The sequence below is a fragment of the Rhizorhabdus argentea genome, assembly GCF_037861105.1.
GTDB lineage: Bacteria > Pseudomonadota > Alphaproteobacteria > Sphingomonadales > Sphingomonadaceae > Rhizorhabdus > Rhizorhabdus argentea.
Window position 1 is genome coordinate 1 of sequence record NZ_JBANFK010000035.1, and the last position, 23,451, is coordinate 23,451.

Annotated in this window: 28 protein-coding genes and 3 pseudogenes; 14 read left to right on the forward strand and 17 right to left on the reverse strand. The window is 63.2% G+C overall.

The genetic code is table 11. The features are described 5' to 3' along the window. Window positions 1–257: 257 nt before the first annotated feature. Together AAC645_RS19300 and AAC645_RS19305 are read left to right on the forward strand one after the other, a co-directional pair. A complete protein-coding gene (locus tag AAC645_RS19300; protein WP_340318208.1) occupies window positions 258–566 on the forward strand; it encodes a hypothetical protein in 309 nt (102 codons plus the stop codon). Window positions 567–638: 72 nt separating this feature from the next. Continuing rightward, the gene (locus tag AAC645_RS19305) at window positions 639–770 is read left to right on the forward strand and encodes a hypothetical protein (RefSeq protein WP_340318209.1); all 132 of its coding nucleotides are present in this window, start codon (window positions 639–641) and stop codon (window positions 768–770) included. Between the two features lie 453 nt (window positions 771–1,223). On the opposite strand, the gene istB is transcribed toward AAC645_RS19305, so the two are convergent. The 6 genes and pseudogenes from istB to AAC645_RS20540 form a co-directional block, all read right to left on the reverse strand. Then, window positions 1,224–1,952, reverse strand: coding sequence for an IS21-like element helper ATPase IstB (istB, locus tag AAC645_RS19310; RefSeq protein ID WP_340318210.1), 729 nt, complete (start codon window positions 1,950–1,952; stop codon window positions 1,224–1,226). Further along, on the reverse strand, window positions 1,939–3,453 hold the full coding sequence (gene istA / locus AAC645_RS19315) for an IS21 family transposase (protein ID WP_340318211.1): 1,515 nt from the start codon (window positions 3,451–3,453) through the stop codon (window positions 1,939–1,941). Before istA ends, istB begins: the two co-directional genes overlap by 14 nt. A gap of 226 nt (window positions 3,454–3,679) precedes the next feature. Beyond that, entirely contained in the window at window positions 3,680–4,066 is a 387-nt protein-coding gene (locus tag AAC645_RS19320; protein WP_340318212.1) for a response regulator, read from the reverse strand. Window positions 4,067–4,479: 413 nt separating this feature from the next. Next, window positions 4,480–4,824, reverse strand: a complete 345-nt coding sequence (locus AAC645_RS19325; protein WP_340318213.1) for a DNA-binding transcriptional response regulator — start codon at window positions 4,822–4,824, stop codon at window positions 4,480–4,482. A gap of 553 nt (window positions 4,825–5,377) precedes the next feature. Further along, window positions 5,378–5,593, reverse strand: a complete 216-nt coding sequence (locus AAC645_RS20535) for a helix-turn-helix domain-containing protein (protein ID WP_422785864.1) — start codon at window positions 5,591–5,593, stop codon at window positions 5,378–5,380. Beyond that, a pseudogene (locus AAC645_RS20540) lies at window positions 5,579–5,815 on the reverse strand (recombinase family protein); the annotation flags it as partial. The pseudogene AAC645_RS20540 and the gene AAC645_RS20535, both read right to left, overlap by 15 nt. Window positions 5,816–5,838: 23 nt before the next feature. Between AAC645_RS20540 and AAC645_RS19335 the strand changes: the two are divergent. Next, on the forward strand, window positions 5,839–5,991 hold the full coding sequence (locus AAC645_RS19335; protein ID WP_422785862.1) for a hypothetical protein: 153 nt from the start codon (window positions 5,839–5,841) through the stop codon (window positions 5,989–5,991). A gap of 34 nt (window positions 5,992–6,025) precedes the next feature. On the opposite strand, the gene AAC645_RS19340 is transcribed toward AAC645_RS19335, so the two are convergent. The 3 genes from AAC645_RS19340 to AAC645_RS19350 all read right to left on the reverse strand — a co-directional run bounded on the left by AAC645_RS19340 (window position 6,026) and on the right by AAC645_RS19350 (window position 8,771). Then, entirely contained in the window at window positions 6,026–7,027 is a 1,002-nt protein-coding gene (locus AAC645_RS19340) for a GSU2403 family nucleotidyltransferase fold protein (RefSeq protein WP_340318214.1), read from the reverse strand. Between the two features lie 615 nt (window positions 7,028–7,642). Next, the gene (locus AAC645_RS19345; protein ID WP_340318215.1) at window positions 7,643–8,350 is read right to left on the reverse strand and encodes an RES family NAD+ phosphorylase; all 708 of its coding nucleotides are present in this window, start codon (window positions 8,348–8,350) and stop codon (window positions 7,643–7,645) included. Beyond that, the gene (locus tag AAC645_RS19350; protein WP_340318216.1) at window positions 8,337–8,771 is read right to left on the reverse strand and encodes an antitoxin Xre-like helix-turn-helix domain-containing protein; all 435 of its coding nucleotides are present in this window, start codon (window positions 8,769–8,771) and stop codon (window positions 8,337–8,339) included. The genes AAC645_RS19345 and AAC645_RS19350 overlap by 14 nt, the downstream gene beginning before the upstream one ends. 279 nt (window positions 8,772–9,050) lie before the next feature. Between AAC645_RS19350 and AAC645_RS19355 the strand changes: the two genes are divergently transcribed. Further along, the gene (locus AAC645_RS19355) at window positions 9,051–9,215 is read left to right on the forward strand and encodes a hypothetical protein (RefSeq protein ID WP_340318217.1); all 165 of its coding nucleotides are present in this window, start codon (window positions 9,051–9,053) and stop codon (window positions 9,213–9,215) included. Window positions 9,216–9,250: 35 nt separating this feature from the next. Here the strand turns inward: AAC645_RS19355 and AAC645_RS19360 are convergent, their stop codons facing one another. Continuing rightward, window positions 9,251–9,523 carry a hypothetical protein gene (locus AAC645_RS19360; RefSeq protein WP_340318218.1) on the reverse strand — a complete coding sequence of 91 codons (273 nt, stop codon included), beginning with the start codon at window positions 9,521–9,523 and terminating at the stop codon, window positions 9,251–9,253. A gap of 12 nt (window positions 9,524–9,535) precedes the next feature. After that, a complete protein-coding gene (locus AAC645_RS19365; RefSeq protein ID WP_340318219.1) occupies window positions 9,536–9,940 on the reverse strand; it encodes a hypothetical protein in 405 nt (134 codons plus the stop codon). A gap of 645 nt (window positions 9,941–10,585) precedes the next feature. Here AAC645_RS19365 and AAC645_RS19370 point away from each other — a divergent pair. Then, window positions 10,586–10,768, forward strand: a pseudogene (locus AAC645_RS19370) (DUF3768 domain-containing protein); the annotation flags it as partial. Between the two features lie 267 nt (window positions 10,769–11,035). Here the strand turns inward: AAC645_RS19370 and AAC645_RS19375 are convergent. Continuing rightward, window positions 11,036–12,190, reverse strand: coding sequence for an IS110 family RNA-guided transposase (locus AAC645_RS19375; protein ID WP_340318220.1), 1,155 nt, complete (start codon window positions 12,188–12,190; stop codon window positions 11,036–11,038). A gap of 21 nt (window positions 12,191–12,211) precedes the next feature. Between AAC645_RS19375 and AAC645_RS19380 the strand changes: the two genes are divergently transcribed. Together AAC645_RS19380 and AAC645_RS19385 are read left to right on the forward strand one after the other, a co-directional pair. Then, window positions 12,212–12,352, forward strand: coding sequence for a DUF3768 domain-containing protein (locus AAC645_RS19380; protein WP_340318233.1), 141 nt, complete (start codon window positions 12,212–12,214; stop codon window positions 12,350–12,352). A 709-nt stretch (window positions 12,353–13,061) separates the two neighbouring features. Beyond that, window positions 13,062–13,457 carry a single-stranded DNA-binding protein gene (locus AAC645_RS19385; RefSeq protein ID WP_340318221.1) on the forward strand — a complete coding sequence of 132 codons (396 nt, stop codon included), beginning with the start codon at window positions 13,062–13,064 and terminating at the stop codon, window positions 13,455–13,457. 69 nt (window positions 13,458–13,526) lie between these two features. On the opposite strand, the gene AAC645_RS19390 is transcribed toward AAC645_RS19385, so the two are convergent. The 3 genes from AAC645_RS19390 to AAC645_RS19400 all read right to left on the reverse strand — a co-directional run bounded on the left by AAC645_RS19390 (window position 13,527) and on the right by AAC645_RS19400 (window position 16,510). Beyond that, the gene (locus tag AAC645_RS19390; protein WP_340318222.1) at window positions 13,527–13,883 is read right to left on the reverse strand and encodes a hypothetical protein; all 357 of its coding nucleotides are present in this window, start codon (window positions 13,881–13,883) and stop codon (window positions 13,527–13,529) included. Continuing rightward, on the reverse strand, window positions 13,880–14,560 hold the full coding sequence (locus AAC645_RS19395) for a ParA family protein (protein WP_340318223.1): 681 nt from the start codon (window positions 14,558–14,560) through the stop codon (window positions 13,880–13,882). The genes AAC645_RS19390 and AAC645_RS19395 overlap by 4 nt, the downstream gene beginning before the upstream one ends. Window positions 14,561–15,478: 918 nt before the next feature. Then, a complete protein-coding gene (locus AAC645_RS19400; protein WP_340318224.1) occupies window positions 15,479–16,510 on the reverse strand; it encodes a sugar-binding transcriptional regulator in 1,032 nt (343 codons plus the stop codon). A gap of 408 nt (window positions 16,511–16,918) precedes the next feature. Between AAC645_RS19400 and AAC645_RS19405 the strand changes: the two are divergent. The 6 genes and pseudogenes from AAC645_RS19405 (at window position 16,919) to AAC645_RS19430 (ending at window position 21,197) form a co-directional block, all read left to right on the forward strand. Continuing rightward, window positions 16,919–17,193: pseudogene (locus AAC645_RS19405) on the forward strand (HU family DNA-binding protein). A gap of 134 nt (window positions 17,194–17,327) precedes the next feature. Further along, window positions 17,328–17,537 (forward strand): hypothetical protein, encoded by a 210-nt coding sequence (locus AAC645_RS19410; protein ID WP_340318225.1) that lies wholly within the window; start codon window positions 17,328–17,330, stop codon window positions 17,535–17,537. Between the two features lie 66 nt (window positions 17,538–17,603). Next, on the forward strand, window positions 17,604–18,386 hold the full coding sequence (locus tag AAC645_RS19415) for a ParA family protein (RefSeq protein ID WP_340318226.1): 783 nt from the start codon (window positions 17,604–17,606) through the stop codon (window positions 18,384–18,386). Beyond that, on the forward strand, window positions 18,383–19,303 hold the full coding sequence (locus AAC645_RS19420) for a ParB/RepB/Spo0J family partition protein (RefSeq protein ID WP_340318227.1): 921 nt from the start codon (window positions 18,383–18,385) through the stop codon (window positions 19,301–19,303). The genes AAC645_RS19415 and AAC645_RS19420 overlap by 4 nt, the downstream gene beginning before the upstream one ends. A 260-nt stretch (window positions 19,304–19,563) precedes the next feature. Then, window positions 19,564–20,073, forward strand: coding sequence for a plasmid mobilization protein (locus AAC645_RS19425; RefSeq protein ID WP_340318228.1), 510 nt, complete (start codon window positions 19,564–19,566; stop codon window positions 20,071–20,073). Beyond that, a complete protein-coding gene (locus AAC645_RS19430) occupies window positions 20,070–21,197 on the forward strand; it encodes a relaxase/mobilization nuclease domain-containing protein (RefSeq protein ID WP_340318229.1) in 1,128 nt (375 codons plus the stop codon). The genes AAC645_RS19425 and AAC645_RS19430 overlap by 4 nt, the downstream gene beginning before the upstream one ends. Window positions 21,198–21,283: 86 nt before the next feature. On the opposite strand, the gene AAC645_RS20545 is transcribed toward AAC645_RS19430, so the two are convergent. Then, window positions 21,284–21,520 (reverse strand): helix-turn-helix domain-containing protein, encoded by a 237-nt coding sequence (locus tag AAC645_RS20545; protein ID WP_422785863.1) that lies wholly within the window; start codon window positions 21,518–21,520, stop codon window positions 21,284–21,286. A gap of 699 nt (window positions 21,521–22,219) precedes the next feature. Then, the gene (locus tag AAC645_RS19435; RefSeq protein WP_340318230.1) at window positions 22,220–22,468 is read right to left on the reverse strand and encodes a hypothetical protein; all 249 of its coding nucleotides are present in this window, start codon (window positions 22,466–22,468) and stop codon (window positions 22,220–22,222) included. 312 nt (window positions 22,469–22,780) lie between these two features. Between AAC645_RS19435 and AAC645_RS19440 the strand changes: the two genes are divergently transcribed. Further along, the coding region (locus AAC645_RS19440; protein ID WP_340318231.1) for an amidohydrolase family protein at window positions 22,781–23,451 on the forward strand (671 nt) is incomplete at its 3' end.

Here is a 23,451-nt window from a genome sequence, read left to right on the forward strand (position 1 = left end):
GAGCCGGCAGCGACCCGATCGCCTGATCCGCGAGCAACGTCCGATCCTGCCACGAGCCGACTTCTTCAACACAATCGGGACGGCATCTGCCGTTCCATCCATTCTGGTGCGATTGGCTAGGTTGGGTGGACTGCGGACGGGCGGCTTTCGGGAGCGTTATGGCGCAAGCTGCCATTCGTAAATCGTCGGGAGCCTGGCGGCTAGCGAACTATGAAGACATTAACGGAGCGGTAAACCCCGCTGAGTAAGCTGGAACGATGATTATCATTTATGCTTTTGGTGCCGTGACGCTTGCGATGTTAGCGATAGTTTGCGTGGCCATCATCGCGGAAGTGAAGCGAGGAAACTACACCAAGGGCTTAATAGGTTCAGAAAAGCTTGAAGCACGTCATCCTGCTGCCGCTGTCTGCTCGGTCCTCGCCCCGTTCGCTGTTATCTTCATCACAGCGACCTCGAACGGCGACCTATCTTTCTGGGGTTCTGTCGCGTTTGCGTCGTTGGCGGCCCTCCTCGGGTGGCTGATCTGGCGTACTGCAGAAAAGCTGTGGCGAAAGGTTCATCCTTAAGGTTCGCTTCCAGACCAAACCGTTCTTTCGCAAGGAGAGGTGGGCTGGAAAGTGACGGTCCGCCTTTAGGCGATGAGCAACGCCACCTCTACGACGAGCTGGTGCGTCGATCTTATCGGCGATGCTGCCCCGATCGATAATTTCGATCCGACTATGTTCGCTGCCGTCACCGATGAGGAGGCGGCACTGCTGTCGATCGACTGATGTGGCGAGATACACGCATGATGGACTGAAGCTGCCGACGACCCTCTTCGAGGCTGCGGCGTTCCATAAGAACATCCGGATCACCTGCACCGTGTGCAAGAATCATCACGTCGTTCAGGCGGCGGCATTATGGTGGCTGTTCCACCGGCGAGGCTGGGATGGCAACTTCAGCCTCGCTGTAGAGCGGTTCTACTGCCTGAAATGCACCCACTTTTACGGCACGCGGTTGAAGCGCGCGACCATGAGCATCACGGCCGATAGTCCGACCGTGTCGCTTCCTCTGCCAGATGTGTCAATCGGCGCGCAAACGGGACCCCGGATCGGCGTCGAATCGGGACCCCTTGATGAGGATGCGCGACTTTCGCAGCTTGCGACGCAGGGAGGGCGTAGCCCGACCGGAGGCGCAAGCTGCGAAAGTCGTTCGGCGTTGTTCTGGGGCTGCCCCGGAGGCGGTCAGCTGCGGTTCTTGAAGCGCCAACTGTCGTTGCCGGTCTCGACGATATCGCAATGATGGGTGATGCGATCGAGCAGCGCGGTGGTCATTTTGGGATCGCCAAAGACGGTCGGCCACTCGCCGAACGCGAGATTGGTGGTGATGATCACTGACGTGCGTTCGTAGAGTTTGCTGACGAGGTGGAACAGCAACTGGCCGCCCGATCTGGCGAACGGCAGATAGCCGAGTTCGTCGAGCACGACGAGATCAAGGCGAGAGAGCTGGGCGGCGAGCGAGCCGGCCTTGCCGATGCGGACTTCCTCCTCGAGCCGGGTGACCAGATCGACGGTGTTGAAGTAGCGGCCACGTGCGCCGTTGCGGATAACATGGGCGGTAATCGCGGTGGCGAGATGGGTCTTGCCCGTGCCGGTGCCGCCGACCAAGACGATGTTGCGCCGCCCCGGCAGGAACGAACCGCTGTGCAGCGACCGGACCAGACCTTCGTTGATCGGCGTGCCATCGAAGGCGAAGGTGTCGATATCCTTCACGGCCGGCAGCTTGGCCGCGGACATCCGGTAACGGATCGAAGCGGCATGACGATGCGTGGTCTCGGCGCGCAGCAGATCGGCCAGGATCTCCATGGCGGTGCGATTGCGCTGCAAGCCGGTGGTGACGGCCTCGTCGAACGCGCCTGCCATCCCCTTGAGGCCAAGGTCGCCCATGGCGGCGATCATATCATGCCGCTGCACGGACATCTCGCAGCTGGTCGTAGCGGTCGCAATCGGCGGTCGGCGGATGCTTCAAGATCAGATCCTCGGATGTGATGATCGTAAGCGTTTGTGGTGGTTCGAGCCTGCGCGACAGGATATTGAGGATGACCTCGTCGCTGGCGGCACCCGCATCCAGGGCTTCCCGGATCGCCTCCTCGACCGTCTCCAGATCATCGATCAGCACGGCCGACAGGACGCGCACGAACCGGCGATCGGCCTCGTCGCCGGTCCCGAGCTTGCGCCGCAGCCGGGCCAACGCCGGCGGCAAATCCCAATCCTGGAACGGCGCACCATTCCGCAGTGCGCCAGGCTTGCGAGCAAGCACCGGCAGATAATGCCAGGGATCAGGCGTCGTCTGGTTGCGACCGAAGAGGCGGGGATGGTCGGCGACAATATCCTCGCCGCAGCGAACGACGATCCGGTCAGCGTAACTGCGGACCTGCACCGTGCGGCGGGCGGCCTTGGCCATCACCGAATATTTGTTGCGATCGAAGCTGACCAGGCATGTGCTCGTCACGGCATGCTCGCTCTCGTGGAAGTCATCGAACGGCGCTAGTATCGGTTGCAGGAACGGCCGTTCAGATGCCAGCGCCTGCGCCACGGTCATCTCGCCCTGTTCGGGATGACCGTGTAGCTCGGCCCACCGCCGGCATTCCGCCTCCAGCCAACCGTTCAGTTCCTCAAAGCTGGTGAACCGCAGCCGGGGTTGGAAGAACCGTCCCCGGATCGTCTGGACCTGATGCTCGACCTGCCCCTTCTCCCACCCCGCTGCAGGTGAGCATGCCGTCGGTTCGATCATGTAATGATCGGTCATGATCAGGAAGCGCCGGTTGAAGATCCGTTCCTTGCCGGTGAATACCGTCGTCACCGCCGTCTTCATATTGTCGTAGATACCCCGGCTCGGAACCCCGCCGAAAAAGGCGAATGCCCGGGCATGGGCGTCGAACAGCATCTCCTGCCCCTCGCGGGGATAGGCTCGCACATAGACCGCCTGCGACGCGCATAACCGCATATGCGCGACCTTCACCCGCATTGGCTTGCCGGCGATCTCGACGTCCTCGTGGCTCCAGTCGAACTGATAGGCTTCGCCGGGCCGGAACAGCAGCGGGATGAACGCCGTCACGCCGTCACCGGGATCGTCCCGCTGCGCGATCTTCCAACGCGCCACATAGCGCCGAACCGCATCGTAGGAGCCCTCGAAGCCTTCGCGCACCAGCAAATCGTGGAGCCGCGTCATCCGCAACCGGTCCCGCCGACCACGGGCTTCATTCTCCGCCAGCAATGTATCCAGACGTTCCTGGAAAGGGCCGATCCGTGGCAGCGGCTGAACCGTGCGATGATAATCGAACGCGCCCTCCGGTGCCCGGATCGCCTTGCGCACAACCTTCCGCGACAAATGCAGATCACGTGCGATCGCCTTGATCGCCTTGCCATTGGCATGCTCGCGCCGAACCCGAACCACTGTCTCCACAACCAACATCCCGATCTCGCCGCCTGCAAAGCCAGGCCGCTGTCTAAACCATCGGAATGAGGGGTCCCTGTTCGACGCCGATCACCCCGCTAACGGGGTCCTTTTTGCACGCCGATCAACAGCCAGATGAGCGGGTGTGGAAAAATGCCGTCTCCCGGTATCGTGGCTGATCAGGTCGCGAGTTTCCACATCGCTTTCCCTGTCGGAACCGTCGAAACGCTCGATATATTGGGGTTCAGCAATCTCGACGCGATGCTGCGCAGGTCGGAAGGACTCCGATTTCACATAGCCGTTCTCTGAGTAGATTCTTGGAGAACGGCTTCGCTAATCTCTGCGCGTGTCGGAACGGCTCTGGCTCGTTCGGATTGGTGACACCGCCTGTAACGATAAACGGGATACGGCGATGAAGAAGGATCTCCCCAACAGCATAGGCAGGAACGCCATGTAGCCAAATATCGAGCAACGCTGCGTCGAACTCGTCATTGCTAGCGACGCGCAATGCTTCGCTCAAGGCCTGGACCGGACCGATTGATGTCAGTCCCATCTCGTCCAAAGCGTCGCACAGCGCTAGTCCGATCAGCGGCTGGTCTTCGACGATAAGGATGCGCGGTGATGTGTTCAAGAGTCCCCCTGACCACCCCAACCGTCTGTCCACTTATGCACGTTAGTCGAAGTAGCGGCGAAACCGAGGATGCTCAAAAAAGTTCCTTGGACCTACCACTTAATCGCCTAGCCGACTGTATAGGTCTGCCGCTCCTATTGTACGGAACGTGTGGCAAAGGCACTAACCTGGAACCCTCGACCCGTCGCGCCGTTCGCGTCAGCGCGACCGGAGGTAAGATATGAACTGGATGTGCAAGTGGGGGATTCACCGATGGAACTCGCGCAGAGCAACCTTCAATCCGTCCAGACTCGTGCGGCGCTGCCTATCTTGCTCACGAGTGAAGGTCGAACGGTCAATGAGAGCGTTACCTGAGCCTGATGCGGCAACCATAGCGGATGCCACGCATCCGGTCAGCACCCGGCCGCAGCTCGCTACGCATGTGGAGAGGCAAGCACCCTTTGAAGCTGCGCCACGGTGAACGGCTTGCGTAGAAAAATTATGTTAGGATCGAGTTCTTCCGGTTTAGGATAGCCCGATACCACCACAATCCGCGTGCCAACGCCGTGGGTACCGACCTCTTTGATAACGGTCATCCCCGCGACCTTATCACCTCTCAAACTCACATCAAAATCGGAATCTTGCACGGCCTTGCGGGCCTCTTCGAGGCCTAAAGTGGTCGTTACAGCAAACCCGAAACTCTGCACCATCTCGTCTAAGATGTGGTTCAGAATCCCATTATCTTCCACGATCAAAGCGCGGCCGATGCTTTGACCCACGTGAAGCACTCCCGATACGATGGACGTTGAACACCAGAACGGCAGCGTTCATCTGACGTTCCTCTCGTTCCTTAGGCGGAAGCATTCTTTCGCGTGTGCCTGGTACAGCAAGGTGCTTGGTCGCCAATCTGCCTCAGGTCGTCCTCGTATCGCTGCCTCGTCGCCTCATAGATGGAGCGTGACCGTTGATCCGTCACGTCTTCGATCATGGCATTGCACGCCTTTAGACGCTCTTCCAGATATTCGACCACGACACGACATACCCCGCCTACTCTACGCAACCCGACTAAGCCGGTTTGGGCTTCGTCAACTAAGCTGTACTCGCCGAGCGTAGGCGTTACGCGGCTTGCATCCGCTGCACTAGCGAGGTTCCACCGCATTATCCCATTACCCTCACGGCTAGTCGTATGATCACTTAAATCCGCCGGATGGATGCGGATCAGCATGGGTATCAGCGCCTACCCTGACACCGCACCGGCTCACAGTGCCACCGCCTCACGAACGATCCATTTTGTGAAAACCCTGCAAGACGGTTGGCAGGCTGTCGAACCAGCTACGCAGCTTGAGACTCGATCGCGCGGTACACGCTCGCCCGTCCTATGCCTAAGGTCCTGGCGATCTCAGATGGACGCTTTCCCTCAGCATGCAGCCGACGAACAGCCTCACCATCTACGCTAGGCTTGCGGCCCTTACACACGCCGGCCTCCTTTGCCTTCGCGATCCCTTCCAACTGGCGTTCCTTTCTGATGTCACTCTCGAACGCAGCCACCGCGCCGAGGATGGCAAGCATGAGCCTGCCGGTCGAGCTATCGGTATCGACACCCGACTGCTGCAAACAGCGGAACGAAACCCCTTTCGCCTGCAGCTTTTCGATTATGGCGAACAGATCGGCGATCGACCGAGCCAGACGGTCCAGACGGGTAACGATCAAGGTATCGCCATTCCGGACGAACTCCAGGCAATCTTCCAGCGCCTGCCTGCCCGCCGTGGTCGTTCCAGACCGCTTCTCAGCGAATGGTCCAGGGCTGCATCCACTACACCCCGTGGACCGACACCGACGAGATCAAGCGCTACGGCGTCGAGATCATCGCCGATGAGGTCGTGTTCCTGTCGAAGGGCAAGGGTGCCACGCGCGCCGACATTAGCGAAGACGACATTCCCTACTGAGGATCAGGTCCGGTGGCGGACCGCCGCCGGGCCGTTACCGGGTCGCCGATATCGCGCCGGCGTTCGACCAGTCCACATAAAGGGGCGCGAGATCGCCGGGCAGACTTCGCTCGAACGCGTCATCCAACGGATATTGTGGCATGGCTTGGCGGATGGCGTCGAGCAGCGTTGTGCCTTGGCGCAGGTCCTTGGGGCGCTTGAGCGGATTGCGTTTCGACTGGCTCGCCATCCACAATTTCTGAAGCGCGAACCAGCGGGGATCGGGTGCCACGATCCGCGCTGCGGTTCCGTCGCGGCAGACGACGACATGGTCAACGAAGCGGCCATTGAGCAACCACTCTTGTTCGGCCAGGGGAATGGGCATCGGGCGATCGGTTCGGAAGATGGTGCCGATCCGCGATGGCGCCGCGAGGATCTCGACCTCATAGGCCTTGGCGTTACGCGCCTGGAAGCTGCGTTCGGTGTTGATCGTGAAGGTGCGGTCGACCGCCTTGAGCATATCCCAGATCGGCTGCTGCCCCTCCTCGAAGGTCGTGCCGGTCCAGGCGAGGTCGCAATCGAGCGTCTCGTCGGGGATGTCGCGGATCATGCCGGCGGCTTCGACATGATAGGCGGGCATCGCATTCGTCCCGACGACGATCAGCTTGTGCCCAAGTAGAGACCGCCTGTCCGCTTCGCGGATGATCGCACCGGCGGCGCTGGCGAGCGTCGGCAGCCGCAACGCCCGATATAGCTGGCAGCTCTCGTCGAGCCGGGCCTTGCTGGTGTCGCGGCGCATCTGCCAGTCGGCCTTGTCGCCGCGATAGGTGGTGAGACGCGCCTCCTGCTCGTCTGACCAAGGGCCCAGGCTCTTGCCGTTATTGGCGCGGTCGAGCACCTCGTAGAGATAGCTGTAGCCGTTCACCTCCTTGCGGATGAGGTTATAGGGCATCGTCGCCAGCGCGCGCTCGGCCTCCATCCAAACCTCATATTGCTGGTGAAGGTTGATCAGGACGCGGGCCTGTTCGTCCGAAAAGGGGTGGACGACCGTCGTCATTTATCCTGCGAATCCTATCATTAAGCTGATGCAGGATAAATAGGCCGGAACGGCACAATTGGCAACGATCGTAGTCTGTGAGCACGCGTTATCCTGCAATGGCAGGAAATGACAAATGTGCAGGATAAAATCATCGATCACTGCTCTGCGCAGGACATCGCCAGGGTCCGAGGCGACGGCGGGGGCACCCTGCTCTTGGAGCCGCGATCCTTGATCCGCCGGCCGGCCTTCCACGATCAACCCGCAGAGGGTCCGTACGCTTGCGCTACGGCCTTTGTCGTGCCGCCAAAGATGATCGCGGCCTTCCGGCGGACACTTCGGGCGCCTGTCGAGCGGGGATGATCCCGCCGACGAGCCAAAGGAGCCGGTCCATGTTCACCGATATCCAGATTGCCCGCAGGAGTGCGCTGTCGCTCTCGAAAACCCTGATGGGCCCGACCGTCGTTATCGCGGTCGGGCCGCAATATGCCGTCATTCGGCCGATGAGCTCAATCCCGAGGACGTCGTCGTCAACCAGTTCGATCCGTTCGCCTGAGTCTGGGCGGGGGCCCCTGCCCCTGCCCGTTCGCGGCTACATCGGGGTCAGCGCAGGGTAGCGCAGGAGGCTGAGACCAATCAGAGCGGTTCGACCGTATAATCGGCGGTGCCGGTCCAGCGCAGGCGGTGCAGCGCGCCCTGCGCCACCGACTGAACGACATTGGGCCAGAGCGCGACGACGCAGGTGCCGCCTGGATGGCGCACCGACGGGTAGATGATGCCGTTATGCCCGGCTGCGCGGGCGGCGGCCGCAAGGGCATTGCCCGCCGGATAGCCGCTGGCCGGATCGGGGTCGAGACAAGGATGGCCCGCGGCCGGCCGGACGTCGACGAACAGGCCGGCCATGCTCGCCAGCATCTCGGCATAGTCGACAGTCGCATTGAAATTGCCGGCATCGGCCAGCGCCAAGGTCAGATGGTGCCCGACCTCGGCGATGCAGGTCTCGACGCCAAGCGCCGCATACCAGGCGCCGCGCTCGGCCGGGTTGAAGCGCAGGGGCTGGCGCGGCTTGGCATAAGCGAAGCTCGCGTTGATGAAGCGGGCATGGGGGACGCCGTGGACGAGTTCCTCGGCGGACAGGCTGCCGAGCCCGCGGCTCTCGGCGATCTGACGGCCGCTCGTGCTGCCCTCGATCTCGGCGAGCAACGCCAGATCCGCGTCGCTGTCGGCCAGCGGCGCCAGCACCGCGGCGCGCAGCCGCGCACTCGCGACAAGCCGGACCGTCCGCGGGAAGGCCTCGCGGATCAGGGGCAGCCCGTCAATGACGTCGTCGTCAGAGCCCGCCACGCAGCGCGTCGATATATTGGCGGGTCTCGATCATTCGGGGGATTCCCCCTTCGATCATTGCACGGATCGGCGTCAGGCGATCGAAGATCGGTCCGCGATTGGCGAGCCCGGGCCAGCGGTCAGCCATCGCATCGGCGAACAACAGATGCAGCCCTTTGAAAACACCGATCAGCGCGGAGGCGCGGGTGAGCTGATCCTGGCTGAGACTACCGTCCCATCGCCCGGCCTTCATGCGGTCCCAGGTGCTTTCCGATACGCCGAGCAGAGCGGCGCCTTCGGCGTTGCTGGCGCCCCAGGCGTCGATCAATCGCAGCACTGCCTTGACGGCGGCGTTGGTTAGCCGACGTCGATCGGCCTCATCGGCGAAGGTCTGCACGGTGCCCTTGGGGGCGAGCGTCGGTTCGGCAGTTGCAAGCGCCATGTCGCATCTCCTGATGCTATCATATACGTCACATGGTGCGATTATACAACTCCGGACAAAAGGCGGTGCGGAGGTCCTGGGGGCGTCAGCGGCCCACCCCGCTCTTTGAGGGCGATCCTTGGTCCGCCCGAAGGCCTTCCACGATCAACCCGTAAAGGGTCCGTACGCTGCGCTACGGTCCTTTGGCCTGCGGCGAAAAGATGATCGCGGCCTCCCGGCGAACACTTCGGGCGCCTGTCGAGCGGGGTGGTCCCGCCGACGCGCACAAGGAGCCAGCCCATGTTCACCGATATCTGGATCGCACGTCGCGGCGCGCTCTCGCTCTCGAAGGCCCTGATGGTCGTCACCTTGGTGATCGCGGTCTGTCAGCAGTTCGCCGTTATCACGGCGGAGGACGCCGGGGGCGATGTCGCCATAATCAACAGCTATGATCCTTTTGGCTGAGGTGCTGCGGGGCGCGGGCGGCGCCCCGCCCCTCTTCACGCCTTAAGATGCCCTCGGATCAGCCGCTCGGCCTCGACGACTTCGTCGAGAGCCTCGGGGCGCTCGGCAATGCCGTCGGCCATCATTGCCTGATGCGCGTCTGCCGAGAGCCGCCAGGCTGTAATGCCGAAGCGTCGCGCGATCATCGCCGCCGGCACCTTCCCCCAGACATCCTCAAGGCCGCCGTCCGGATGCTCTACCACCGCATGCTGCATCTGGTCGGGCTTTATATGAGCCCAGTCGGCGATCGCTTCGGGCAACATCGTCATGGCGGGCAGACCTCACACCTTGGCGAGCGCATCGGCGAAAACGACGCATTTGCCGAAGGCGGAGCGGTGGAGCGCGCTTGCCGGATAGCGTGGATATGACCGGGTCGGGACGAGCGCGAGATAGGCGGCGTTGGCGGTGATTGTGGTGGTGGCCTGTGCCAGCTTGCCGGGATCGATGACGATGCTGCGGGTTAGGACTCCCTCCTCGCCCAGACAGATGCACCTGATCTCAAGATAGCCATCGGCATTGGCGGCGAAGCGAGGCCAGTCGCGCCGGGCGAGCACGATCGGTTGGGTCACGGCATTGCTATGCTGGGCCGCAGTCATCATGCCGCGCACGTCGAAGGTCCAGTGGCTGCCATCTTCATTATGGAAGCGGATCGCCTCGTCGCCGACATAGGTGGCGTGACCGGCCACGCGGTGAGGCGTTCGAACGCCATCGCGTGGTGGAGGCCCCGGTCCTGTTCGGCGTCGGCTGGTAGACAGGATCGAAGCGGCCGTGGCCCTTGCTGGTGATGGCGGTGGGGTTGTTCTTGCGGCGCCCATCTGGATATCCTTTGTCCCGGGATATTCTGGCGCAAAGTCGGAAGCGAAGGAACGTCGGGGGACCGGCCCCGGTCGCAACCGGGCCGGGCTCTAGGCTGCGCCCCGAGCCGTCAGGCGTCTCGGCCCCGCCGGGTGACGATCCCTGCCGGGACTGTCCGGATGGTCGGCAAAGATGCTCGCGCCCTCGCCTTGGTGCCAGCCTGGTGGGCGAAGCGACGTCCCGTCGGTGGCCGCCGCCACCGGTGCCTCCGCGCGGCCGCTCTGGCCGGATCGCGCCCGTCCGCAAGCCCGCAGGCGGGCTGCTCCACTGCGTTGCGCCCCGGAGCCGGGTGCGGACGCGCGCTGTGGCTCGGCCGTCGGCCCGCTGCGCCGGAGGCCCCGATCGGCGGGGTCCGTCCAGGCGGAGGACAGACTATGGCGCACCACCAGACACAGCCAACCCCTGCAGCGGCCATCGCGGCGCTCAACGACGCCTTGCGGCACGACCTCGACAATCCCGGCCACAACCGGGTGATGATGACCGCCGGCGTCGTCGCGTTCATCGGCGACAGGTCGCTGTTTCGCGGCTTTCACCGCCACAAAGCGCTGCTGCGCGCGGTGCGCGACCATGCGGCCTTCGGCGCGGACCTCGATCCTTATGGCGAGCATGACTTGGGGAGCTTCGGCCCGTTCGACGAGCCCTTCTTCTGGAAGATCAATTTGTATGAGGTCACATCTGTCAATGCCCTTTCCGGGGTCAGGGCGGGTCGATCAGAACGCTTCAATCCGAGGCATCGACATGCACATCCCGTGCATCAACTTGTATCCGGTCGAGGCCGGAGCCTCGGACCACAATCCCCATTCACGGCCTCGGGGCGAGCGTCGGTAGGGCGGGACCAAACTGCTACTGGGTGCATTCGCACCATTAACCTGCACGGTCACACGCCTTCCCGTATCGGCCTGCCAATTACATCCGTTGCAATCGGATCATGCGGCAGGCCGCAGCTCGGCGCCATGCGGGACCAGGCCGGTTTCCACATAGCGCCAGAGAGCAATCAGGAGCTTTCGCGCGAGCGCGACGATGCCGACCTTCACGGCCCGCTTTCCGCGCCCGACGAATTTCTCCCGATACCAGATCGCCAGCGCGCTATCGGGCTGATAGCGCAGCCAGCACCACGCCAACTCGACCAGCAACACACGGGCATTCTTGTTCCCGGCCTTGCTGATACCTTGGTCGCGCTCGACATCGCCGCTGGAATAGGGACTCGGCGCGAGTCCGAGGAAGGCGGTAAGCTGCCTTCGGTTCTCAAATTGCCGGTGGAATATCTCCGCCGTCAGCATCGCGGCGCTGCCCTTCCCGATGCCCTTGAGGCGTTCCAGCGCGACCGCCTTGTGCGGAGCCGGGAAGGTTGTCGCGGGCGCGGCAACCGTGTCGGCGCGCTCCTTTTCCAGCACCTTGATTTGGTCGTTGACCAGAGCGAGCCTGCCGAACTCTCGCTCAATCTCCCGGCGAAGATGCGGTGGCAGCGGGCGTCCGTCACCGGTACGCATCCCATCGAGTTGGGCGAGTGGGTCACCGCCCCAGATCGCGCGGACAGCGCGAATGCCGTGCAGCGCCAGCAACGCGCGGATGCGGCCAATATGGCTGGTCCGCTCGGCAACGAGTTGCACGCGCTCGCGCATGATCCGCTTCGCGTCCTCCTCTTCCGGCGTCGGGACGTGGACGGCGCGGCAGACCGACCGATCGCCGCCAATGTGGGCCTTCAAGATCCAGACCATAGCTTCGGCGTCGAGCCGGTCAGTCTTCACATGCTTGCCGCGCCGCGAGACGAGGAAGCTCGCGGGATCGAACACATAGGTGTCGATGCCTTCGGCCCGCAGCAGTCTCGCCAGCCAGAAGCCGTCATAGCCGACTTCAAAGCAGAGGCGGACCTGGACCGTGCCTTCGCACCCGGCTTCGGCGCGGGACCGCAGCTTGGCAAGATAGGCGAGCAGCGCCGGACCATCGCCGCTCGGCAGCGACCGGATCGAAATGCGGTCGGTGCCCGGCATCAGCGCCGCCGTCAGCCAAGCGCGCTTGCTCAGCTCAACACTCACATAGATCGACGTGGCATCCGTGGACGTAGGCGAGGCGGTAGTCATGCAAACATCTCCCGAGAGTTGGTGTTCTCCCAACCGTCGCTCGACAGAATCAACCTGCATAGGATCTATTATGATCGCGCGCTGTCCGCGGCCTCGCGCGACCCTGCCAATGCCACGGTGACCTGCCGCATCCTGACGATCATGCCGGCTACTGACTATTAGCCGGCCGGCCGCGCGGCGACGGTCTCGCCGCCGCGCTTTAGCCGGATCGCGACGCTGTGCTGACGGCGAGGTGGCGATGCCATGGACAGCGCTCGGAATCGTCGGAACCCGGCTGTGCGTGCCGCCTGGCACCTCACCGGCTGATAGGTCCGCCTGTGCCGCCCTGCCCGCCACGCCGCACGCGGCGATGACGATCGAAACGCAGCCGCTGGGCCTGATGTCGGATGATCGTGCTCTTGTGGGGGCGTTGGACCCCCCTGCCCTGTCGAGCGATGCGGCACCCTGCCCGCTTGCGTGATCCGGTGTTCGCGGCACCACAGCTGGCGCGCGGTCAGCTGTGGTGTCCGGGAGGATCGTGGTGGGTGGCGCGAGCAAGACGTGGCGATGGCGGATGGTGTCGAGGAACCGGTGGCACTGCAGGCAGGGTGGCGATTGTCGCCGGGAGGTCGATCCTTTCGCGGGCCACAGGCGGTGTCGATCGGGCAGGCCAATCCCCTTCTCTGTCACGAATCCCTTAAGTCGGCAGTGCCGCTGCCTCCAACCCGCGATCCGGCGGACCGAGTTGCCTTGGCTGCGCCGCGGCTGCCCGCACCACTCCTGGGATCGGGGTTCCCCTCGGGCAAGCCTCGGTGGAGGCGCGTCTCCGCCGCCTTTGATCGGGGTTCGTCGAAGGGAATGGCCCTTCCGACCGACTGAAGGAGTGTCCGTCATGAAAAATCTTGTCATCCTCGCCGGCAACGTCGGCGCCACCCCCGAATCCCGCACCACCTCGGGCGGTACCAAGATCACCAGCTTCAGCCTCGCGACCTCGCGTCCCAAGCGCGACAGCGACGGCAAGATCCTCAAGGACGCCGACGACCGGACCGTCGAGGATACCGAATGGCACCGGATCACCTGCTTCAACGGCGTCGGCAAGACGGTCGCGCAATATGTCGACAAGGGTCAGAAGGTGATGGTCCAGGGCCGCATCCACTATACGAGCTGGACCGACAGCGACGAAATCAAGCGTTACGGTGTCGAGATTATCGCGGACGATGTGACCTTCCTCTCGCGCGGCAAGGGTGCCGGTCGCGGCGACGTCGGCGAGGACGATATCCCCTACTGAGCGGGGATGGCCCGGCGGCCTCGGCCGCCGGGCAACTTATCAGGTTTGCAGCTAGAGGATGGATAGCGACTATCCTAGCGGATATTTGGCCCTGAGGAGCTCGAGTCCCTCCTCCATCAGTTCACCGATCGAGATGTTGCCCCTGGCGATCGCGAGATGCTGATAGCCTTCGCGCACTTCGGGGCGCACTTTCGAGTTCATCTGCGCTGTGCGGCCCGTCGCGCGCAGCGTCCGCCCGTCGACTGGGGGACGGATCGATGGGGCGGCCGGCGCCGCTGCCGGCGCGCGGACGATCGCACGATCGAAGCCATGGCTCTCGGAGACCGACCGCAGTGCCTGCGGATCAATCTCCCGGCGCGCGCGGGGCGCGCGCGGCAGATCATCATCATCGTCGAGGCCGATATCAATCCTGGGCCGGTCGCTCATGCCGCTGCCTTCCGTGCCGAAGCCTTGAGCGCCGCGATCACCGCGTCGACCACCGCTTCGACATTCTCCTGGGCGTTGCGCACATTGCCCCCTACCCCCTTGGGCAAGCTCTTGATCGATCCGCCATAAGCAAAGATCGCCTGGAACGCAGAGCGTTCGGCGATTTCGACCGGAAGCGCCGGGATTTCCTCAAAGGCGCTCTGCACGGCCTTCTGGACCCCGGCCATAACCCGGGCATTAGTGCGCATGAACAGCAGACGGAACGGGATCTCGGTCTTCACGACCTTTTGGGCGTCGCGGACCATCTTGATTGCGCGCACCGCCTCCTTGGCGTCAAGCTGTGTCTTCTGCGCGGGGATGATGATCAGGTCGGATTGCGATATCGCATAGGTCGACGCCAGATTGGCCGAACCTTCGACATCGATCAGCACCCAATCATTCTGCTCGGCCGCCTGCTCGACCGTGTCGATCATGCTGTCCTCGGTCACGTCGGAGACGATGCTAATGCCCGTCGGTGGCGCGATGTCCTTGGTCGCCCAGGCGGCGAGCGGCTGGTTGGGATCGGCGTCGAGGATGGCGACTTTTTGTCCGCGTTCGGCCAATTCGCTGGCGATGAGCACCGTGGCCGTCGTCTTGCCTGCTCCTCCCTTGGGGGTGACGAACGCTATGACAGGCATATTCCCTCCGATATGGGGCTAGTCTGTGGCTAGCCACTACCCACTCACTAGCCGCTACCCTACAGCTAGATACTATCGGCGTCTAGCCACTATCCATCCACTAGCGTGGATAGCGGCTATCCAGCTGGTGGATAGACGGTGGATAGCAGATATGTCTCGCGGCAAATCTGGACTCGCGCGAGGGTGCTCCGTCGGCCCCACAGGCCAGTTGGAGAGCATCGCTGTAATAGTTAGATAGAGACTATCCAGCCGCTATCATTGGCGCGAAGCCTCAGCCTCCGTCCGACGCTAGTGCTGACGCCGACAATTGCGGATATCGCGCCGCGAAGACAGCCATCTCCGCGTCAAAGGCGGCACGGCCCCGCGAGTTCGTTCTGCGCTGAAAGGGCAGGGGGCTTGGCCTGGCGCCCTGAGCGCGCAGAGCGATCCGTAGGCGCCGGTTGCTCGACGGTGTCGATCATGTTGTGCTCGATCACGTCGCAGGCGGTGGTGATGCCGTCGGTGGTGCAATGTCCTTCGTCGACCAGGCGGCGAGCAGCTGGTTAGGATCGGAGTCGAGGATGGTGGCCTTGTGCCCGGACTCGGCCGGGCCATTGCGATGAGCACCGTGGCCGTCGTCATGCCAGCTCCTCGCCTGGGGCGACTAACGCCCTCGCATATGATGATAGTCGATGGATAGCCACTACCGACTAGCTATCCGGTGCTGACGGCTAGCGATTATACCGCTCCAGCGGGCCCCAGCCATCCGTAATAGACACTATCCACCGGATGGATAGTTGGTGGATAGTGGGTATGTAGGCCATCATTGGTAGAGTAGGGGATTGTCTGCGGGCCGCGTCGGCTTGATGACACAAGGGTCGGATAGCATTTGGATAGCCGCTATCTAGGGAGTATCTATGAGTATCTACGGGCGAAGGCTCAGTCTTCAGCCGACGGCGGCGCCGACCCCGACAGTTGCGGATAGCGGGCCGTGAAGGCCGCCATTTCGGCGTCGAAGGCGGCGAGGCTCGCTCCGAGTTCGTCGCGCGCCGGAAGGGCAGGGGGGGTGGCCGGCCGTCCCGGCCGTGGCGCGACCAGCCGCAGGCGCCGGGCGAGCCCCGGCGCCATATAGACCCGCCACGAGAGCCGGCCGCTGATCTCGACGAGCAGCCCTCGCTCGGCTGCCCGGTCGAGCAGCTTGCCGGCGCCCGACCGGCTCAGCCCGAGCGTTCGCGCAACCTGCTGGGGCCGCAGGATCGGCTCGCGCAGGCCCATCGCGGCCACGGCGCGCAAGGCGCCCGGCTTGCGGGCTTCGCCCAGCAGCTTGATCCAGCGCCGCCGTTCGGCATCGAGTTCGATTGCGGTCGCGAGCCCGTCCTCGGCCTGACTGGCGAGGTCTCGCAGCACCCGTCGAACGATCGGTGTAGCATCGCGGGGCGCGAGCCGCATCGCCTTGTCGCCGGCGACGAGGCAGGGGAGGGGGGTCTTGGTCAGTCCCAACCGCGCAAGCAGCAGCGGCATGGACAGCCACGCGGAGATGTCGCCCGTCGCTTGCGCATGCTGGCCCAGGATCGCAATCGCCCGCAGGATGAGCGGGGCATCGCTGAAGCCAATTGGAATCTGGAGCGTGAACGGCAGGTCTTCGCGCCAGTGACGCTGATCACGCTCGGCGAGCATAGCCGTCCAGGCACCAAAGGCAGCGAAGGGATCGACAAGCGTGTCGAAGCGGGCACGTCCCGGAATCTGGGTGGCGGTTGCCCAGGAAATGACGTCGATCTCGTCAAGCTCGACGCCCTGGAGTTGCAGCGCTCGGGCATAGCCGATCCAGCTCGCGCGCTCGCGCCAGATTTCGTGCAGAAAACCGCGGGAAACGGTGCCATTCAGTCGACCGATCGCAAGCGCGATGCGCTCCAGCAAGCGCGCCATGTCGAGGTCAATCGCGTCGGGAATCAATGTAGTGGAGCGCGCCATATTCGGCAATTGTAGCTTGACCACGCACCTACGGTCTACATTGCTATGACCCGCTGTCGATAGTCCGCCGGCTATCACGAGTCGGGCGCGCTGCTGCCGATCGCCATCCGCTTGGTCGATAACAACTGCCAATCGCTGTGTTCGGGGTCATCTCAACGCTGCAGCCGATGATGGCGGCGAGTCGCACGCCGCGCAAGCGTACTGCTGTGCGGGGCAGCGAGCTGGGCGAGCGGCGGCGCACCCTGGGCGTCGTGCCGCCGCCACTATAATCGCAGCGATGTGGACCTGCGCTTAGTGGAATGGGGCAGCCGGTTGACGAGCCGGTCAGCGGGTAGCCCATGTCGAGGCCACGTGGATGTGCCGCCCGACGGTCAGGCGGAGCGATCACCATCCAAGAGACGATAATACATGAACACCAACGACCTCGTCGATGACATCGCGACCACCAACGGCAGCTCCAAGGCCGATGGCACGCGCGTGCTCGACCATATCTTCGCCGCGATTACCGCTGCGGCCGCAAAGGGGACGAGGTGTCACTGCCGGGCTTTGGCAAGTTCAAGGTCAAGAGCAGCGCTGCGCGCGAAGGTCGCGATCCGTCGACAGGTGCGAAGATCCAGATCGACGTTTCGAAGAAGCTGGTGTTCACCCCCGCCGAGGCGGTTAAGGACAAGCTCAACGGCTGACGGGGGGGTTGCCTCTCGTCATTGCGATTGCTGAGCTGCGCGTCGGCGTCGCGCGGCTTGCCGGCCCGAGAGCGGCGGCAAAGGGGAGGCCGGCGCAGGGGCGGTGCCCCGTTTTGGGGGCAAGGAGATGTGCCATGCTCAAATTGCTTACCGCCATCGCTGCGAGTCTCGTTAGCGCTGCTGCCCTGCTCTGGGCCGCCCTGGCTGTGATGGGGATCCCGCTTGCCTTGTTCGAAAGGCTGTTCGGCCGCCGGCCGCAACGCCGGCGCGACGGCGTCTATTCGGCCGACCGGGCGGCGCAGGAGCTCTACGAACGGCAGCTGCGCGACAGCCGGCGGCGCTAGCCCATGCTTGATCCGTAAAATAATCCGGATAAGGCGTTATTGGACAATCCGGGAAGGAGATGTCCGGTGCGCACTATCGTGGTCAACAACCAAAAGGGAGGGGTCGGCAAGACGACGATCGCGCTGCATCTGGCTTGGCATTATGTCGAGCAGAACGAGCGCGTCCTGTTCGTCGACCTGGATGCGCAGGGCAATGCGACGGCTAGCCTCGCGCGCGCGACGGCCGAGCAGCCGCGCTGGCAGGCGCAATCCTGCGGGTTGGCGGTCGACCTGTTTGCGCCGCCTCGCCTGGAGATCGATCCAGCACCGCCGTTCCAGTTGCTGGCTGCCTCATCGCGGCTGAACATGGTCGATAGTGCACTCGAGGTAGCGCTCGACGCGATCCGCGCCCAGCATGATGGGCTGTCGCCGCTTTTCGATGTCTGCATCATCGACACGCCACCCGCGTTCGGCACCCGCAACCTCGGCGCGCTGCTGGTCTGTGACCATCTGATCGCGCCAATCCAGCTTGAGGACTATGCGCTGAGCGGGGTCAACGACCTGCTCAAGTCGATCGCGGTCGCGGAGAAACTGCGCGGCCGGCGGCTCGACTTCCTCGGCCTGCTGCCTTCGCAGTTCCGCGCCAATTCTTCGCTGCATCGGCAGAATCTCGAAATGCTGGTGCGCGATCTCGGGCGCGCCGCATTGCTCTTTCCGGCCTTTCTCGCGCTGCGGCAGGGCTATGTCGAGGCGGTCGGGCGCGGGTTGCCCGTCTGGATGATCCGGGACAATAGCGCGGCGGCTGTCGCTGGCCGCGAGATGCGTCATGTGCTGGGGCTGGTCGCCGATCGCGTGGCGCTACGATCATGACGCTCGATATCCAGGCGATGCTCGAGCAGGCCGGCCTTGCCGGCTTGCAGACGCTGCGACACGACCGAGTGATCCCAAATCCCGATAATCCGCGCCGGGATTTCGACGAGGCAGAGCTTCAGGCGCTGGCGGCGTCGATCGTCGAGCGCGGCCTGTTGCAGCCGATCACGGTCTTTCCCGCCGATAGCAGCGGGTGCCACGTAATCCGTTTTGGGGAGCGGCGCTGGCGGGCAGTCGGAATGGCGGGACTGCCAACGATCAGCGCGATCATCAGCGAGCCGGTGGCTGGCGCAGTGCCGCTCATCGATCAGGTCACTGAAAATGACCAGCGGGTCGGCTTGAGCGCGATCGAGATGAGCCAGGCGATTAAGCTGCTCGGGGACACCGGCATGACCAAGGCCGCGATCGCGGCGCAGCTGGGTCGTTCCCCCGCTATGATCAGCCTTTATGCGGCGGTAATCGAGATGCCCGCGCCCTTGCAGATGCTCGGTGACAGCGTGTCGATCCGCACGCTCCACGACCTTTACCGATTGTGGCGGCGCCAACCTCAGGCTGTCACCGATTTTATCGAGACGACGCCGGCGGATGCAATCGACCGCCGCAGGGTTCAGGACCTCGCTGCGCGGCTAGAACCCTTGGCCACCGTGTCGGTGACACCGACTGGTGCGAAGCGGCCGGTTGCAGAGTCGCCGTTATCGGCGCCCCGGATGCGTGTGCCGGAGCGATTGCCAGCCGCTCCCGACGCTTTGGACTGTGGTTATGTGCGGGTGCGATGTTCGGCGGGAGAGGGACTTCTGCTCTTCCCGCCCGGATCGAACGGGGGAAAGCTGCTGATCCGCCTCGATGGACGGTCGGAACCGGTCGAAGCCGAGCCTGATGCTGTCACGATCCTCGCGGTGCGGGCCGTATCCTTTTAGGTGCGAGGATGCCGTACCGTCTGCATCGACTGTCCGATCGACCGCTATTTGCGCAACGTCATGACTTGGCGCTCGCTTCACCGCGAGCCGGTTTGGCATGCGCCTGTGAGGCTCTTCTTTTGTAGCCAGGGCAATCCTGATGCCGTCACGCGTGCCCGATGCGACGGAACGTTAGTTTGCCATGACAAAGAACCTAGAGTGTGGAAGTGGGAGGGCAGGATAGGCTTTCGCCGTGGTTTCGATTATCGTATGCGATGTTGATGACTTCGTTCACGTTTCTCGTGCCCGATGCGGACGCCGCACAATTCGACCGGATCGCGGAAGGGCACGGTGGTCGCTCGGCGCTGCTGCGTCGGCTGATCGGCGCCGTCGTTCATGGCGAGGCTATGTCGGAAGGGGCCGTTGCGCCCCGAGAGGGCCGTGCGGATCAACGCCTCGAAATTCTGGTGACCAAGGGCGAAGCCACCGCGGTCGAAGCGCTGGCGGCGCAGCGCGGCATGAAGCGAAGCGCGTGGCTGGTGAACCTGGTGCGGCGGCGGCTCCACCGCTCACCCGAGCCTGCACCGCCCGAAGCGAAGTCGCTTGAGGCAATCCGAAGCGAACTTCGCCGGATAGAGGTCAATATCAACCAGATCGCCCAGGCGCCGGGGCAGGGCGGGTCCGGAGACCTTGGCCGGCTCGAAGCATTGGTAGTCGAGATCCGCGCCTCTATCGCGGCGGTCGGCGCGGCGCGGCGCGGCGATCTCAGTTATTGGGAGGTGGCGGAGTGACCGGTGCCCTCGACTCGAACTTCCCGGTGGCAGTGCTCGACGGCATCTGGCATCCCCCAGCCGGCGGACGCCGCCTGTTTGATCCTAAGGCTGCGGTGCGGGTCCCCAGCGGCGGCTGGACGGTGGCGGCGGCACGGGCGCAGCTCCAGCGGCTGGTCAACCGGGCACCGCAGGTCATGGTGAAAGTGTCGGGCCGGCAACGAGGCGGCGACCATGTCAGCGCGCATTTCGAATATATTGGGCGACACGGCGAACTCGATGTTGAAACCGAGGATGGCGAGACGCTCAAGGATGTTGCGGCACTGCGCGAGCGGGCAGCCGAGTGGCACGATGAGGACGATAGTGATCGAGCCAATGCTGTGACATCGATCTCGATGGTGTTGTCCATGCCAGCAGGCACCGATGCGCTGAAGGTCCTCGCTGCGGCGCGCGCATTCGCCCGGATCGAGCTTGATGGCAAGCATCGTTACATGTTTGCGCTGCATGACGACACCGACCATCCGCACGTCCACCTGACAGTAGCGGTGGCGCCGTGTGAGGCCGAGGGCGATCGGTTCAATCCGAGGAAAGCAGACCTTCATCGGATGCGCGAGACTTTTGCGCATGAACTGCGCGAGCGCGGGATCGAGGCCGATGCCACGCCGAGGCGTGCTCGCGGTATCGTTCGGCGCAGCGACAATGTGCCGTTGCGCAAGCTCAAGGAGCGCTATGGGCGCACCGGCGGCCTCGTCGATGCTGATGAACGCGCGCGGTGCGCTGGCGTGGTCTTTGCCGAAGGGCAGAGCGATCTTACACCTTGGGAGCAAGCCGGCGTCTCGCGCCAGGCGCAGGTCAAGGTGGCCTATGGGCGCGTCGCTCGTCAGCTCGAAACGTTGTCCGATCCAGCTGACAGACAGCTTGGCGCGGCCTTGCGGCGATTCGTCGATGCGATGCCGCCGCCGCTTAGTCGACGGATGCTGCATGCGATCGCCTATCTCGAACAGGTAAAAGCGCAGGAGGGCAGTGGTGCGGTCGCGAAGAAAGAGCTGTTCAAGCCCTCGGCTACGCGTTCCCCGTCAAAGGAAACGGGACCGATTGCTCCGCCGCCGTCGATCAGCCGAAGTCCGCGCGACCGGCAGCGCTAGTTTTCGCGGGCCCTTACGACGAGCTTCGATTAGATTAAGTCAGTGCGGCGTCTGACCTGGCCCAAGCGGCAGCGGCAGGGCCGGCGTTACTCATCCGATAAAATATTTAGCGCAGAACTACCGATGGCGCGGGCTATCTTCAGGAACGTCAGAAGGTCGAGCTTGCCGACGGCGTCAACGCTCCCGGATTCAATCTCTTGTAGAAGCTCGGGCGATAGACTGAGAGCGCTGGATACCTGTTCAACCGAGATCCCGGCACGTTCCCGCGCCGCCCCAATGCTTGATCCGATACGGCGTATCAGATCTGGATCTACGCCACTCATACGGCAACCTTCTTTCGCGTGTGCCTTCCACCGCACCTTGGCGACGGGGGGCCGCGCGAAGATCTATATTCTCGGCTTGACGATATGCGGCTTCGCTCGTCCTAGATGCATTTACCAAGCATGAGCAGTTGCGGTGTCCTCACACATAGCTCAACCATCCTTCTTCCAAGCATCTCTGAACCCATGATAAGTTTATTGGGAGCTACGCCGCTCTGGTCAACCCCGGGGCCTTGAGAGATTTGACGGAATTTGTAGTAACTACGGATATCTACTTAGTGATGCCGAAGTTTGATGGCTCGTAAGGATCCATTCTGGAGCAATCTTGTCCTTCCGGATGTTGATATGTCTGCAGTTTTCGTTGAATCAGTCTTGAACTGAGATAGTCAGCGCCGATCGCGCGGCGGCGGAGGCGGGAAGGGCGTTGGAGTTCCTTGGCAGCGGCTGGCGCTCTTTCCAGGTTGATTTCCCATGCGAGCTGGGTCTACTTCTGCGCCACCAGAACGCACAAACCATGACCAGGTCGGTCTACGGTCGGCGCGGCCCGCAATTTGGTGCATCTCTAATGATGCCGAGGCATCACGCTGCGCCACCGGCTCAAACGCCGCCGTGATCGCTTCTCGAAGATGAGGATGTCCGCGCGGTTGAGGCGATAAGGACGGAGCGCTGTCGCAGCAGGATGCAATCGATAGCTCAGACGCGTCAGAATAAAGCGGGGAGGACCTTGAGGATACCAGCCCATAAAACCAGGGGAGCCACTATGTAGAGGGATATCCGCGTCCCCGAAAGCCGGACGTCATAACCCGGCACCAGCACCACATTGCGTTCAACACGCTGCTGGAGAGCGTGGACGGGCGAGGTGATCGGTCCGTCGCCATCCTGCGTCGGCCGCGGCCCTGCGCGAAGTGCCGTGTCGATGATGTTGGTTGTCTTGAACTCAGGAAGGGCCATGTCTCACCTCTGACACTCGCCTACAGCCCAACCCTAAACAAAGGACTAACGTTCTGCGGTCATGCGCGGAAAAGTGGGCGGTCTGGGCTGCTGACGAATATGCTCTCGAATCAAAACGGGTAGGTGTCCCCAGCCCTCGATCGCCGAGGAATGTCGACTTTCACCAGATTGAAAATTCTCGCCAAAGCGCCGGCCATATGGGATGGTCCGCCCGGGGCTTCTTCAAGAAATCGCAACCAGTGCGAAATAGGCATAGGCCACAATTGGTTACTATATGGTCTGCGATAAGCGCGCAGAGCCGCGGGGCACAGCATGTTCGACCATCTCATCAGGGGCGGCACCATTGTCGACGGTACCGGCCGAGCCGGGTTCACAGCGGACATAGCGATTGCCGACGGCAAGATCGTCGAGATCGGTCGCATTTCCGCGCCTGCACATAGGACGACCGACGCGGATGGAGCGCTCGTCACGCCCGGTTGGGTCGACATCCACGCCCATTATGATGGCCAGGTCACCTGGGACGATCAGGTGGCGCCATCCTTCTGGCATGGTGTCTCCACCGTCGTCATGGGAAATTGCGGAGTGGGCTTCGCACCGGTGCGTGCCGACAAGCGCGACTGGCTGATCGGACTGATGGAGGGGGTGGAGGACATCCCGGGCACCGCCCTGTCGGATGGCATCCAATGGGAATGGGAAACATTCCCCCAATATCTCCAGGCACTGTCGCGAAGGTCTTTCGCCATCGATATCGGCGCGCAGATGACCCACGGCCCCCTGAGGGCCTATGCTATGGGCGAGCGCGGCGCTTTGAACGAAGCCGCGACCCAAGAGGATATCGCCGCCATGGCGCGGATGGTCCGCGAGGGCATGACTGCCGGCGCGCTGGGCTTCTCGACCTCGCGCACGGTCGTCCACCGGGCCATGGACGGCGAACCGGTACCGGGCACCTTCGCTGCGATCGAGGAACTCCGCGCCCTGGCTGC

Bases quoted from the DNA above. Each gene is read 5' to 3' on its own strand.
- AAC645_RS19300 (WP_340318208.1), top strand. From the start codon at position 258: ATGATTATCATTTATGCTTTTGGTGCCGTGACGCTTGCGATGTTAGCG.
- AAC645_RS19305 (WP_340318209.1), top strand. From the start codon at position 639: ATGAGCAACGCCACCTCTACGACGAGCTGGTGCGTCGATCTTATCGGC.
- istA (WP_340318211.1), bottom strand. From the start codon at position 3,453: ATGTTGGTTGTGGAGACAGTGGTTCGGGTTCGGCGCGAGCATGCCAAT.
- AAC645_RS19335 (WP_422785862.1), top strand. From the start codon at position 5,839: ATGGTCCAGGGCTGCATCCACTACACCCCGTGGACCGACACCGACGAG.
- AAC645_RS19340 (WP_340318214.1), bottom strand. From the start codon at position 7,027: ATGACGACGGTCGTCCACCCCTTTTCGGACGAACAGGCCCGCGTCCTG.
- AAC645_RS19350 (WP_340318216.1), bottom strand. From the start codon at position 8,771: ATGGCGCTTGCAACTGCCGAACCGACGCTCGCCCCCAAGGGCACCGTG.
- AAC645_RS19355 (WP_340318217.1), top strand. From the start codon at position 9,051: ATGTTCACCGATATCTGGATCGCACGTCGCGGCGCGCTCTCGCTCTCG.
- AAC645_RS19360 (WP_340318218.1), bottom strand. From the start codon at position 9,523: ATGACGATGTTGCCCGAAGCGATCGCCGACTGGGCTCATATAAAGCCC.
- AAC645_RS19375 (WP_340318220.1), bottom strand. From the start codon at position 12,190: ATGACTACCGCCTCGCCTACGTCCACGGATGCCACGTCGATCTATGTG.
- AAC645_RS19385 (WP_340318221.1), top strand. From the start codon at position 13,062: ATGAAAAATCTTGTCATCCTCGCCGGCAACGTCGGCGCCACCCCCGAA.
- AAC645_RS19390 (WP_340318222.1), bottom strand. From the start codon at position 13,883: ATGAGCGACCGGCCCAGGATTGATATCGGCCTCGACGATGATGATGAT.
- AAC645_RS19395 (WP_340318223.1), bottom strand. From the start codon at position 14,560: ATGCCTGTCATAGCGTTCGTCACCCCCAAGGGAGGAGCAGGCAAGACG.
- AAC645_RS19400 (WP_340318224.1), bottom strand. From the start codon at position 16,510: ATGGCGCGCTCCACTACATTGATTCCCGACGCGATTGACCTCGACATG.
- AAC645_RS19410 (WP_340318225.1), top strand. From the start codon at position 17,328: ATGCTCAAATTGCTTACCGCCATCGCTGCGAGTCTCGTTAGCGCTGCT.
- AAC645_RS19420 (WP_340318227.1), top strand. From the start codon at position 18,383: ATGACGCTCGATATCCAGGCGATGCTCGAGCAGGCCGGCCTTGCCGGC.
- AAC645_RS19425 (WP_340318228.1), top strand. From the start codon at position 19,564: ATGACTTCGTTCACGTTTCTCGTGCCCGATGCGGACGCCGCACAATTC.
- AAC645_RS20545 (WP_422785863.1), bottom strand. From the start codon at position 21,520: ATGAGTGGCGTAGATCCAGATCTGATACGCCGTATCGGATCAAGCATT.
- AAC645_RS19435 (WP_340318230.1), bottom strand. From the start codon at position 22,468: ATGGCCCTTCCTGAGTTCAAGACAACCAACATCATCGACACGGCACTT.